Origin of the sequence: Staphylococcus nepalensis (assembly GCF_014635045.1) — a bacterium.
Lineage (GTDB): Bacteria > Bacillota > Bacilli > Staphylococcales > Staphylococcaceae > Staphylococcus > Staphylococcus nepalensis.
This window is the reverse complement of record NZ_BMCF01000007.1, coordinates 1-13,362: the sequence shown is the minus strand read 5'-3', so window position 1 is coordinate 13,362 and position 13,362 is coordinate 1. Positions and strand designations below refer to the sequence as shown.

Sequence of the window (13,362 nt, the reverse complement as noted above, 5' to 3'; positions counted from 1 at the left end):
TATAAAATAACTAAAATATTTTAATTTGATTTAAATTCACATTCAGCATATCTGTATCTATAATAAGGGGGTTAACCATGAGGAGAAATATTTTAAAAAAGTATTTTAAATTGAATCAAATGATTATCGTGAGTAGTTTGTTTATATTAAATGTTTTAGGTATTTTGATTTTTAACTCAAATAAAAGTGATGCATCTGAAACACACAACATTGAAAATCCAAACACCATAAATGCATACCATATTAATTATGAAGTTGCTAACCGAAATCCTGATAAATATGAATCTATGGAAGAGCTCCAAAAAGAAACAAATGAAGGTGTTGATTGGAAAATCAACACAGAAAAAAATGACAGCGATACAATTATTGCAGCTATGCATGGAGGCGCAATTGAACCAGGTACTACAGAGTTAGCAAAATATACTGCCCGACTTGGCAACTATGATTATTTTTCGTTTGAAGGTATTAGAAGTGAAAATAACTCTGAATTACATGTCACATCAGTAAATTATAATAATGACGTATTGCACAACATGGTTTCAGATAAGCAATATAGTGTAATGATCCATGGTTATAAAGGGGATAAAGCGATTGCTTATATAGGAGGTAAGGATAAAGCATTACGTTTAGAGATAACGGATGAATTAAAATCCAAAGGAATTAAAGCAGAAGAAGCGCCTGATTTAATTGAAGGTCGTGCAAATAGTAATCCAGCCAATATGAATGAAAAAGGAGAGGGCGTACAAATTGAAATGACAACTGCTTTAAGAGAACAGTTATTCTCTAATAATGATTTAAGTAGCCAATCGAGAAGCGACGAGTCTAATTATAGTGCGACTATGTTAGATATGGCCAAAGCAATTAATCAAGCAATTAACAAAGTGAAAATAGAAGAATGACAAGAGATTCAGCTCAATTTTATTGAAGATTATAATTAGCCTAATTTGAAATAAGTCAATCGAATATATTATTTATATATATAATTATAATAAGTGATGAACAACAAAAATGACTAGATTTCGAATAAGATGTATCAAAATGCTCTAAAACCTAGTCATCATATGAATACTATGTTTATTAAACGAGAAGACTATGAGTATAGCCCAATGCTTAAAATTAGCTTACTTTTATTTTATTATGTTCTCTTAATAAAAGAGCACAAATAAATCCGATAATGAGTAGGCCAGCTGCTAGGTAGAAACCAGTTGCCATTTTGCCAGTTAAATCGGTTAAGTAACCTGTTAAATAAGGCGCTAATATAGAAGCGGTCATACCAATAAAGTTATAGACGCTAAAAGAAGTGCTCAATGCATGTTTAGGCGCATTGGCTGATACCACAGCGATGAGCACAGGGTTAGTACTTATTTTTCCAACAACACCATACCCAATTAAAGCGATATATAAAACCCATAAATTATTAAACATCACTATAGATATTGTGAAAATAAATGCTAATGGCAACATGATAATGAGCACTGGACGACGTCTACCTAAACGATCAGATAACCAACTAAAGAATAAAGAGCCAGGTATCGCTGCCCAAGGTACAAGTGACGCGACAAAAGCGACTTGTGCGCCGCTAATACCTCGTTCAGTTTCTAAGTAAAAAGGTAACCATGTGATAATCATAAAAAAACCATAAATAGAACAGAAAATAATAATATACGCTAAAATAAGGTTTCGATTTTTAAACAAACTTGAAAATTTAAATGGTTCTTGAACCGATTCATTAGAAATGGTGATTTGCTTCGGGCGTTCTTTGATTACTTTATACATAAGCAAAGCTAAGATAAGCACTGGAATGCCCATAATAAAGAAAGGTACACGCCAATGCATACCAAACTCTTGAACCGTATAACTTGAGATAAAATATCCAATGGATGTCCCAAAAGCCATGCCACTATTAATCAGTGCGCTACCTAATGTGATATGTTTTTCAGGGATTGCTTCCGAAGATAGGGCATATTGTGGCCCATAGTACGCACCTTGTGCTAGGCCTACCATGAGCCAAGCAAACATGAATAGGAAGAAAGATGGCATCGTACCGGTAACGGCGGTAAATATACCGAAAATAAGCATGCTAGGTACAAGTATTGTCTTACGACCGACTTTATCTCCTAAAATACCTGAAGGAATTTGCGTTAATGTGTAACCAATAAAGAAGATACTCATAATTAAACCTAACTGTGCATTGTTTAATGAAAATGCCTGTTTGATGTCTCCCATAATAGGATTTAGAATAGTTCGGGCAGCATAAATCACGAGCCAACCAAACGTGAAAATAGTAACTAACTTAATCCAATATGTTTTATGGATGGGTGTTGTTTCTTGTTGCATATAAGATACTCCTTTCATAAGTTTATTCAATTTGATAGTAACTATTTTCTGGGAAATAGGATTTGGTAAAATCGACGAAAATATTGTGCGGAATTGAAATAAATTACATCTTTTAATTTTTAAATTAAAATTTTTAAACGATTCACATTTGTACTATAATGTAATGGTTTTGATACGATAGATAGTTTCAACTAATTGCTAACATGGGTATAAAATAACAAAGCATTAACATAGGTTGAAGGAGTGTGCATGTTGAAAAATGCATTGGAATTTGAAAAATTATTAAAATCGTTAGATGGGCAAAAATATGGCGCATATAAACGGCTCAAAGGTGAATATCAATTTGACCATTTTCGTTTAGCTATAGATCATATACAAGCAGATCCATACGCACCACCATCTAAAGTACGTGTCAAAATGAAGCGAGATATTGCTAAAATACCTAATGAATTATTAGACTCATCGGCTAAAATCATTGCTGTCTCTGATTTTTTAACAAGAACGTTTAGCGATCGCATTAAATCCGTCCTTAAATCTGATCAATTTTCGAAAAAAACTCCAGATATTGTTATAGATCATTGTGGGCAAGAGATGTTAAAACGGTCCTCTGTAATCATCAATAAATGTGATATTGAAGTCCGTTTTGAAGTTGGTTTACCAGCTGCTGGAAGGAAGATTTTAGGAAAAGTAGCTGATCATATATTTCTAGATTTATTACCCAAAATAGTAGAACAATCATTATTATATAAACATGTGAATCAAGCGGCCTTAAATGAACAAGTGACTTTGTTTACAGACCAAGTATTTATACGTGAAACACTTGAACACCAACATTTAGTCGCTTTTGTGGCTAATGATTCAATATTACCGAGAAAAAGTGGTGTATCTGGCAAGCCATTACCTGGTGCTGTTTTATTCCAAAGCCCTGAAAAATTTGAAATTCAAATGACTTTACCCAGTGGTAAAATAGTTAAAGGAATGGGTTTACCTGAAGGTATAACGTTGATTGTAGGCGGTGGCTTTCATGGCAAGTCTACATTACTTGAGGCCTTAGAGCGTGGTGTATACCATCATGTACCTGGGGATGGTCGTGAAATGATAATTACACGTGAAGACGCAATGAAGATTCGCGCAGAAGATGGCCGTAGTATTGAAAAGGTGAATATAGAACCATTTATCAATAATTTACCAGGTAAAAAAGATACGACGCAATTTTCTACTGAAAATGCCAGTGGTAGTACATCACAAGCTGCGAACGTAATGGAAGCTTTAGAATCACAAACATCATTATTGTTAATAGATGAAGACACCTCAGCGACTAATTTTATGATTAGAGATACTAGAATGCAAAAATTAATAGCTCTGGACAAAGAGCCTATTACACCCTTTGCTAATAAAGTTAAGCCTTTGTTTGAAAAGCATCAGGTTTCAACGATTTTAATCGTAGGCGGTTCAGGTGATTATTTTGAAGTAGCTGATCAAGTACTTATGATGGATGAATATATACTAAAAGATGTTACAGATAAAGCTAAAGCAATTGCTGAGACAGATAACTATCAACCAGGACATTATCTTCATTATCAATTTGGTGAAATACCCAAACGAATTCCATTAAAATCTAGCTTTTCTAATAAAGGCAGAGACCAACGTTTTAAAGTGAAAGGTATGCATACAATTTTATACGGTAAAGCACGTATCGATATTTCTGGTTTGGAGCAACTTGTCGACTCAAGCCAAACCAATTGTTTAGCCATGATGATTGATTATTATCAAAGTAATTTATTAAATGAACAAGACACTGTGTCTCAAGCAGCTGATAAAATTTTTGAACTTATTGATGAAACAGGATTAGAGGTTATCTCACCTCATGATGGACATCCTGGTAACTTAGCATTGCCTAGAAAACAAGAGTTCTGTGGCGCCCTTAATCGCTATAGAGGATTAAAAATTAAAGGTAAGTAAGTATAAGCGTGTCCAAGCATGAATACTTGAGACACGCTTATTATTTATAAAAAGCATTATAAGCAGGTGGGGAGTCTGAGGCCATACACACGTGAGCCTACCAGTTAAGATATAAAGCTGTATAGCAACGTGTAATCTAACTGCACATATAATATGCTCCTTGTTAATCGCTTTTTAAAGAAAAATTTATGATAAGTCTTATCAAACTATAGTCCGCCATAGTAGAATGACCAGCCCTTACAAAGAGAATAAGATTTCTGTTCGTTATTCGTTGCTCACGATTCATTATCAGTATATTCTATAATATCAGCAGGTTGACATTCTAGTGCTTTACAAATGGCATCTAGAGTAGAAAAACGGATTGCTTTTGCTTTTCCTGTTTTTAAATTGGATAAATTTGCTACTGTAATATCAATTTCGCTTGCTAATTCACTAAGTTTCATTTTTCTATCGGCTAATATGCGATCTAATCGAACTACAATCATTTATAAAATCTCCTAAACAGTATAATCAAATTCATCTTGCAAAAATGCACCATATTTAAATACATTACCAATCACCCAAATAATAATACCAGCAAATATAAGCGTGAAATTGAAATTAAAAAAGAAATCACCGAAAGTTTCGATATCTTTATCGATGAGTGCATATAATTTACTATTATGTCCTAAAAAATGATACATCGCAAAATTGCCAGCTAGTTTAATAATGGATTCAAAGAGGCCTAATAATACGAAACAGTATGAAATTAAAATAATTATCTTAGCATTCTTATATGTAAAAATATAACCTCTACTCACATTTTTAAGCCATTTTCTTATTTGATCAATAATTACAATATACAAAGCGGTTAATAGAGCCATTAATAATAGTATTAATATAACAGATGGTTTTGAAAAAGTAATACTATTTAAATCATAATTTGTAATATTTTGCGCAGTCACGCCTAATGAATCAACCCAAAAAGATTTATCTGCTTTATCGAGTTGCGTATTGATAAATGAAGAGGGGATGATTAAAATTGCGATTATTGCTATAAAAATTGGTAACATAATAAGCGTGGTTAATACTAAAGCGATAGTAGCGATAACAGTTAAAGTTTTTACTAAAATATTAAAATGTTTGTTATTAATTGTAGTCATATCAATTCTCCTTTTTAATTTTCTATCTACATTATATCTTAATTTTATCGCTATTCAATACTTTTTTATCGAATAACGATAAAAATATGTTTTTAATTCTCAGCCAATACTCGGATATTATAAAAAAAGAAAATATAATAATAATAATGTAGAATGAGTATAAGTGTTTTAAGCAAAGGGGGATTGCTTTGTGCAAGAAGAAGATTATAAAATTTTAGCGATGCTTAATAAAGAACAAAGTTTTACTAAAGCTGCCAAACGATTATTTATGTCTCAACCATTACTTTCCTATAGGTTAAAAAAAATTGAAAAAGATTTTGGGATTAATATAGTTGAAAAAATGGGAAATCAATTTAAGTTCACACCTGAGGGAGAGTATCTAGTCAAATTTTCTAATAAAGTTTTATTTGAAATTCAAAATTTAAAATCAAATATTAATGAACTTCGAGAAAATTTGAAAGGTAATATGAAACTAGGAGCAAATACAAATTTTGCTATATATACAATGCCAGAATTAATCCAACAATATTATCAAGCCTATACAGATATTTATATATCTATGACAAGTGGTTGGAGTATCGAAATTTTGGAACAAATGGAAAATAATGATCTTGATGTGGGGATTTTAACAGGTGATTATGATTGGTATGGTCAGAAAATATTATTGAAACGTGATCCATTAACAATTATTAGTAAAAAACCGATAAGTTTGAAACATTTACATCAAGAATACCGAATTGTTTATAAATCACATCAAAATTTCAACACCTATATTGAGCTAGAAAATTCAATTACTAAATCAATCAATGATTGGTGGAATGAACGTTACGATACGTACGCTAGAAACATATTTCAAGCTGATAAAATTGAAATATGTAAAAAATTTGTAGAGAAAGGTATGGGATATGCTATCGTTCCTAAATCATGTATTTTAGATAATGATTCGTTTTATACTAAGGATTTGAAATTTAAAAACGGTGATAGTATCACAAGAAATACATGGTTATTGTATAGAGAAGAAGCAATGAATAATGATATAAAAAACTTTATATCATTTTGTAAGATATATTTTGAAATAGAGTAATTTAAAATAGCGTTAAGTGGTTTTTTAAGCTGCTTAGCGTTTTATTTTTTACTATTTGTAATCGTTTTTATAAGCGCATAAAGAAATTTTATAACCCTCTGTACTTTATAACAAAATCACCTAAATAAACACTATGATATCAATACTTTTTAAAAAAATATCCAATTATAATTTGTCAGACTATTCAGAAACAAAGTTGCTGAATTGCAAACATGGTGCTAAACTTCAACTAATTTGAAGGAACCTTCAAATCAAAGGGGGATTGCCATGAAAGCTAAAAGACAAATAGATTTGTATATTTTAGGCATGGTTTTGGCAATATTAACATTTTGGCTTTTTGCACAATCAATGATTAATATCATTCCAACAATGCAAAAAGATCTAAATGTTTCGTCAGGTATTTTAAATATTTCCACGAGTCTAACTTCGTTATTTTGTGGGTTGTTTATTGTAGTCGGCGGAGGTATTTCAGATAGACTTGGGAGAAAGAAAATGACTTACGTTGGTTTAGTTATTAGCATCGTCGGTTCATTACTTGTCATTTTGGCAAGAGAACCTGTTTTATTGATCTTTGCAAGGGTGCTTCAAGGTTTATCTGCGGCACTTGTGATGCCAGCTACATTAGCATTGATTAAGACAACATTTCAAGAAAGTGAACGACAACGTGCCTTGAGTTATTGGTCATTTGGTTCTTGGGGCGGTGGCGGTATAACTACATTTGTGGGTGGATTAATCGCTACCTATTTTGATTGGCGAATGATATTTATTCTTTCTATTGCGATTGCAGTCATTGCGATGGTCTTATTGAAAAATATAGAAGAAACGAAAGTTGCTAAAGCAAATAAAGAAAAATTTGATATTATTGGCTTTTCAATTTTTGTAGTTACCTTATTAGTTATTAATATTATTGTGACACAAGGACAAGACTTAGGATGGACAAGCTTTCCTATTGTGGCATTATTCATTGCATCTATCATATTAACATTCATATTTATCTTTTTTGAAAGAACAAGAAAACATCAATTTATAGATTTTGAGTTATTTAAATCTAAACCATTTACTGGTGCTGTACTTACCAATTTCTTGCAAAATGGTATTGCTGGAACCATTGTCGTAGCGAACACATATATTCAGATTGGAAGAGGCTTTACGGCTTTTCAAACAGGGTTACTGACGTTGGGCAATATTATAGCTTTATTGTTGATGATACGCGTAGGAGAACGATTATTACAGAAAATTGGCCCTTATAAACCAATGTTTATCTCAATTATTATAGCGAGTGTAGGTATGAGTTTTGGAGCATTAACATTTTTGCCTAATTTACCATACATTATCGTTGTATTTATTGGATTTTTAATTGCAGGTATTGGTATTGGTTTGTATGCAACGCCTTCATTAGATACATTATTGGTTAACGTAAACGACGACAAAGTAGGGATTGGTTCAGGTATTTACAAAATGGCTAGTTCTTTAGGTTATTCATTTGGTATTGCTATTTCTACCGCAATATATACTTCATTTGCTGAACTGTTTCACAATGAACACTTGGCGGGCGCACTTGGTATGTTAACACCATTAGGTTTCGGCATTATTTCAATTGTTATTTTGATGGTGACAATGTATGAGAAGTCTATGAAAGCTGATTGTATATAAACACATTTTAATTAAACGGGGGTATTTTATTATGATGAAACCAGAAGAAAAACAAACATTAAATTTACCATTTACAGGTATTTGTACATTTGGTAAATATCCAGTGTGTGATAATATTGAAAAATTATCAGATATTAACGCAGATGTGGCAGTAATTGGTGTGCCTAACGATATGGGAACACAATGGAAATCAGGCGCTCGTATGGGGCCACGTGGCGTGAGAGAAGGTTCTACACTATATAGCTTTGGTCTAGAAGGTGCTTATGATATTGAAAATGATATCACATATTTAGGGCCAAAATGGAAAGTATTTGATGTAGGTGACGTGGATATCGTGCATGGAGACATTATGCAAAGTCATGATAACACCGAAGCAACATTACAAAAAATTGTTGATAAAGGTGTCATGCCAGTCATTATCGGCGGAGATCATTCAATTACTGCTGCTACAGGAAAAGGTGTTGAAGCTTTGGGACCATTCCATGTGTTGCAAATCGATGCACATTTAGATTGGGCTGACCATCGTTCAGGACAAAGATACGGTCATGGCAGTTGTATTAGAAGGTTGTCTGAAATGGATCATGTAAAAAACATATACCAATATGGTATCCGAGGCATTAGCAGTAGTTTAAAAGAAGATGTAGATGCGGCTCGTGATTATGGTGCAACTATTTTGTCGCCGAAACAAATGCGTGAAAAGGGTCCTGAAAATTTAGCTGCATTAATTCCGGAAGGCGAAAAATTATATATTACAATTGATATCGATGGTATTGATCCTTCTATTGCACCTGGCACTGGTACACCATCTCCCGGCGGTTTACTTTATGACGAAGTGAATGAATTATTAAAAGCAGTAGCAAAACACAATGAAGTAGTCGGGTTTGACTTAGTAGAAGTGGCACCTGTTTATGACCCAACTGGTATGACAGGTCAGACTGCCGCACGTATTATGTTGGATTTATTGAGTTATGTATTAAAAGAAAGAGAGTTAAAAGGTGAGAGATAAATAGGGCGTATATTATAAAAAAAGCATGGCTATAGACGACCACAAGTTTATAGCCATCTTTTTGCGGTACAGTATAAAAAAGCCGTCACAGGTGAAACTACCTTGTGACGGCTTACAAGCTTTATTAATATTCAATATTTGGCGCTTGGTTTACATGTTGTTGATAACGTTTAAGGCCTACGAATGCTAATGCACCTATGGCCACAACAATTAATAATTTTTTCATAAATTTCGCTCCTTTAAGTGAATCAATGATAACAAAGTATCTTTAAAAAATGCCAATGAACAATAGACATAAGAAACCGATATGATTACTTTAATGACTCAATTTCTAGAGACATTTAGAACAAGATGTATCAGAAATGAGCCTATGAGTGTAGGTTCATAAATAGGTGTTTAATCGTATCTTAGTCTAAGTTCATTTTAGATTTTCACACTTAAGCAATCAAAAGTCTATTCGTAATAGTTTAATTCAAGATCTTTTGAAGTTTGACGACGTGTTTTTCTCATTAAATCAACGTCATCAATTAATGATTTACCATAAGAAGGAATCATTTTTTTGATTTTAGGTTCCCAGTCATTTTTATATTCAGAGAAGTTTTTCTCTAATACTTCTAATGCAACTGATACAGAAGTTGATGCACCTGGTGACTCACCAAGTAATGCAATGACAGAGTGATCTTCAGAATTTACAACTTCTGTTCCGAATTGGATGAATCCTTTGCCGTATTCTTCAGTATCTTTGATTACTTGAACACGTTTGCCTGCAGTATATAACTGCCAATCTTCATCACGTGCTTCTGGGTAGAAAGTACGCAAGTGATTCATGCAACCTTCTTTTGTCATTAAAATTTGATCAAATGAATATTTAAGTAGCGGTAAGTTTTTCGCTGCCGCTGCTAATAATGTTGTGATGTTATATGGTTTAACAGATTTAAATAAATCTAAGTTTGAACCATATTTTAAGAATTTAGGACCGATACTTGCGAATGGTCCAAACAATAGTGTTTTTTGACCATTAATGAAACGTGTATCTAAATGCGGTACAGTCATTGGTGGCGTGCCTGGCGGTTCTTTACCATATACTTTGGCACCATGTTCTTCAATAACATTTGGATTTGTACATGTTAGGAATTGGCCTGTGATAGGGAATCCGCCTAAGTGTTTACTTTCAGGAATACCTGTTTTTTGTAGTAATGGAATAGCGGCACCACCAGCACCGATAAATACATAATCCGCCAATTGTGTTTGTGTTTCACCAGTATTCACATTACGTATATGAACTTCCCATTTACCGTCATTACGTTGATTGAAATCAAGTACTTCATGATGATATTGAACCTCTACATGCGGGTCTTTTTCAAGGTTTGCTGCCATTTTACGAGTTAATTCACCAAAGTTTACGTCTGTACCTTCATTAATTTTACTGGCAGCCATAATATCGCTTGCGCTGTGACCTTGCATCATTAATGGAATCCATTTTCTCATTTCTTCTATATCTTCAGTATATTCGATATTATCAAACATAGGGAAGTTTTTCATAGCTTCGTAACGGTCTTTTAAAAACTTGACGTTATTTTTACCTCTTACAAAACTGATATGTGGTAATGGATGAATGAATTCTCTAGGATTTTCGATATACTTATTTTTAACTAAGTGACCCCAGAATTGTTTAGAGATTTCGAATTGTTCATTAATCTCTTTTGCTTTTTCAATGTTAATTGAACCATCAGGTTGCTGAACTGTATAATTTAATTCACAAAGTGCAGCATGCCCTGTACCTGCGTTATAACGCTCGTTTGAACTTTCCTCACCAGGACGATCTAAACGTTCGTATAATTTAATATTCCAATCCGGTTCAAGTTCATTAAGCATAGAACCAAATGTAGTACTTAATACGCCGGCGCCAATAAGAATGACGTCTTTTGACTCAGTTTTAGCCATAGTTCCTCACCTTTCATTCTTAATAACATCAGTAACAGTGTGTCACACATTGTCACTCATCTTATGTCTTTATTTACTATTATATTACGCTATTCTTACATGTAAAAATACATATTAGTCATAGAACATATTCTACTATGGAATACGTCGATATACATATAAATATTTACCCTATATTATGCATATAAATCATAGTATAGACATTTATAAGTGCTGTATAGTAATTTTACATTATATTGTCAGGAGAGTACAAGTGAATACATTAACAGTAAAAATTATTGAAGATTAGGAGAAAATTGTGAAAAGCAGAAAAGCAATTGAGCAAATGAAATAATTTATTAAAAAATAATTTTTGACTTTTTATAATAATATGCATATTTTCTTTTGATTACTATGATATACATTTCATCAGAAAAAAGATGCAATATATATCTTAAATAAATATATTACTAATTAATTTTTAAAATAAAAAGTAATTATCAAGATTAATAATTTGTTTTTTAATAAACATATAGTATTTTTCAGAAATGCAATGTAATATGTAATTATACTTATTAAAAGGGGGAATTATTGCTGTGAAAGAAAGACGAAGGTATTCTATAAGAAAGTTGGGCGTTGGTGTTGGATCAATATTGATTGGTCTAACGATTTATTCAACTGGAGATGTTGCAGAGGCTAATGAGGGAAAAAATAATGAAAGGCAATCAACTTCAGTTCTATCTGATAGTGATATAGGGAATGAGAATTCACTTAAAAAGAGTGACTCATCATTAGAATACTTTCAAGAAAGTAAGAACAGAGAAATTACTGATATAGGGAATACTCAGGAGGAGAAACAAAAAAATTCGGAATTATCAATTAAATATGATAATAAAATGGATAAATCTCTTCAAGAAAGGGCAGAAGTAGTAGAAGAAGATAAGGCACCTTCATCAGAAGAGACAGAAGGCAATCCGGAAGTAGAAGAAGATAAGGCATCTTCATCAGAAGAAACAGAAGGCAATCCGGAAGTAGAAGAAGATAAGGCACCTTCATCAGAAGAGACAGAAGGCAATCCAGAAGTAGAAGAAGATAAGGCATCTTCATCAGAAGAGACAGAAGGCAATCTGGAAGTAGAAGAAGATAAGGTACCTTCATCAGAAGAGACAGAAGGCAATCCAGAAGTAGAAGAAGATAAGGCATCTTCATCAGAAGAGACAGAAGGCAATCCGGAAGTAGAAGAAGATAAGGCACCTTCATCAGAAGAGACAGAAGGCAATCCGGAAGTAGAAGAAGATAAGGCACCTTCATCAGAAGAGACAGAAGGCAATCCAGAAGTAGAAGAAGATAAGGCACCTTCATCAGAAGAGACAGAAGAAAACAAAGAAATAACAAAATTGGAAAAAAATCTAGAATTAATAAAGGGAGATAGACAAGAAACTGTTGAATCAGTGCGAGATGAATCAGGAAAAGAAAATAACAAAACAAATGTAACAATTCAACAACGAGCAATTGAAAATAACCAACTTATTAATGAAAACATAAGAATGGCTGCTCTTGCAGATGTTACACTCTTAGATAATATGGATTTGATAGCGAGCCATAATGATGGAGTGTTAAGTTTAAAATTAGAAGGGTATCCATTAGTAAGTCTGGGAGTAGGAAATACTTATCCAACTTTTCAATTACCAGAACAATTTTATAATTTAATGACAAATCCTAACTTCAAAAACGCAGTCACATTAGATTATGACCTACCAGGCGTTTTAGGAGCTATAAGAAATAAAGGCACGATTAACGGTGATAATCTAAATATTGATGCTAACACTGGAGTGATTTTTGGGAGTGTTAGAAATTTATTGAATTTAAGTGTTGGAAGTAGAGTTTCTTATAATTTGAACATAGATTTAAACTCATTAACAGAAGGAGGTATATTACCCGGGTCAAATCAACCAGGAAGGCATGAATATGATTTCACTTCAGCTGTAGGAACAGGTTTAATAGATGTTGATCTTCTTTCAAATAATGGTAATGATGATACGATAGTTTTAGAAGATGATGGTAGTGAGTCTGAATCAATAAGCGAGTCTGAATCCCTTAGCTCAAGTGAATCGTTGAGCACCTCTGAGTCATTAAGCGAGAGTGAATCGTTGAGTGCTTCCGAGTCACAAAGTGAAAGCGAGTCATTGAGTGCCTCTGAATCAATAAGCGAGAGCGAATCGCTAAGTTCATCTGAGTCACAAAGTGAGAGTGAA

At 32.9% G+C, this 13,362-nt stretch carries 11 protein-coding genes; 6 read left to right on the top strand and 5 right to left on the bottom strand.

Going from position 1 to position 13,362, the window contains the following annotated elements:
* Positions 1 to 77: 77 nt before the first annotated feature.
* On the top strand, positions 78 to 899 hold the full coding sequence (locus IEU88_RS10240; protein WP_229719067.1) for a poly-gamma-glutamate hydrolase family protein: 822 nt from the start codon (positions 78 to 80) through the stop codon (positions 897 to 899).
* A 217-nt stretch (positions 900 to 1,116) separates the two neighbouring features.
* Here IEU88_RS10240 and IEU88_RS10235 read toward each other — a convergent pair whose 3' ends face one another.
* A complete protein-coding gene (locus tag IEU88_RS10235) occupies positions 1,117 to 2,337 on the bottom strand; it encodes an MFS transporter (RefSeq protein ID WP_229719066.1) in 1,221 nt (406 codons plus the stop codon).
* Between the two features lie 252 nt (positions 2,338 to 2,589).
* Here IEU88_RS10235 and IEU88_RS10230 point away from each other — a divergent pair, with 252 nt between their 5' ends.
* On the top strand, positions 2,590 to 4,299 hold the full coding sequence (locus IEU88_RS10230; protein WP_103373230.1) for an ABC-ATPase domain-containing protein: 1,710 nt from the start codon (positions 2,590 to 2,592) through the stop codon (positions 4,297 to 4,299).
* A gap of 275 nt (positions 4,300 to 4,574) precedes the next feature.
* Here the strand turns inward: IEU88_RS10230 and IEU88_RS10225 are convergent, their stop codons facing one another.
* Positions 4,575 to 4,784, bottom strand: coding sequence for a helix-turn-helix domain-containing protein (locus tag IEU88_RS10225; protein WP_096808154.1), 210 nt, complete (start codon positions 4,782 to 4,784; stop codon positions 4,575 to 4,577).
* Positions 4,785 to 4,796: 12 nt separating this feature from the next.
* Complete coding sequence (locus IEU88_RS10220; RefSeq protein WP_103373227.1) at positions 4,797 to 5,441, bottom strand: DUF2975 domain-containing protein; 645 nt, start codon at positions 5,439 to 5,441, stop codon at positions 4,797 to 4,799.
* Between the two features lie 190 nt (positions 5,442 to 5,631).
* On the opposite strand from IEU88_RS10220, the gene IEU88_RS10215 reads away from it, so the two are divergent.
* From IEU88_RS10215 to speB, 3 genes are all read left to right on the top strand, one after another.
* Positions 5,632 to 6,525 (top strand): LysR family transcriptional regulator, encoded by an 894-nt coding sequence (locus IEU88_RS10215; RefSeq protein ID WP_096823736.1) that lies wholly within the window; start codon positions 5,632 to 5,634, stop codon positions 6,523 to 6,525.
* A 261-nt stretch (positions 6,526 to 6,786) separates the two neighbouring features.
* On the top strand, positions 6,787 to 8,178 hold the full coding sequence (locus IEU88_RS10210; protein WP_369967530.1) for an MFS transporter: 1,392 nt from the start codon (positions 6,787 to 6,789) through the stop codon (positions 8,176 to 8,178).
* Positions 8,179 to 8,209: 31 nt separating this feature from the next.
* On the top strand, positions 8,210 to 9,184 hold the full coding sequence (gene speB, locus IEU88_RS10205; RefSeq protein WP_103373225.1) for an agmatinase: 975 nt from the start codon (positions 8,210 to 8,212) through the stop codon (positions 9,182 to 9,184).
* A gap of 124 nt (positions 9,185 to 9,308) precedes the next feature.
* On the opposite strand, the gene IEU88_RS10200 is transcribed toward speB, so the two are convergent.
* Together IEU88_RS10200 and lqo are read right to left on the bottom strand one after the other, a co-directional pair.
* Positions 9,309 to 9,410, bottom strand: a complete 102-nt coding sequence (locus IEU88_RS10200; RefSeq protein ID WP_096808158.1) for an SE2200 family small protein — start codon at positions 9,408 to 9,410, stop codon at positions 9,309 to 9,311.
* A gap of 227 nt (positions 9,411 to 9,637) precedes the next feature.
* On the bottom strand, positions 9,638 to 11,128 hold the full coding sequence (lqo, locus tag IEU88_RS10195; RefSeq protein WP_096808159.1) for an L-lactate dehydrogenase (quinone): 1,491 nt from the start codon (positions 11,126 to 11,128) through the stop codon (positions 9,638 to 9,640).
* Between the two features lie 575 nt (positions 11,129 to 11,703).
* Between lqo and IEU88_RS10190 the strand changes: the two genes are divergently transcribed.
* The coding region (locus tag IEU88_RS10190) for a YSIRK-type signal peptide-containing protein (protein WP_188350417.1) at positions 11,704 to 13,362 on the top strand (1,659 nt) is incomplete at its 3' end.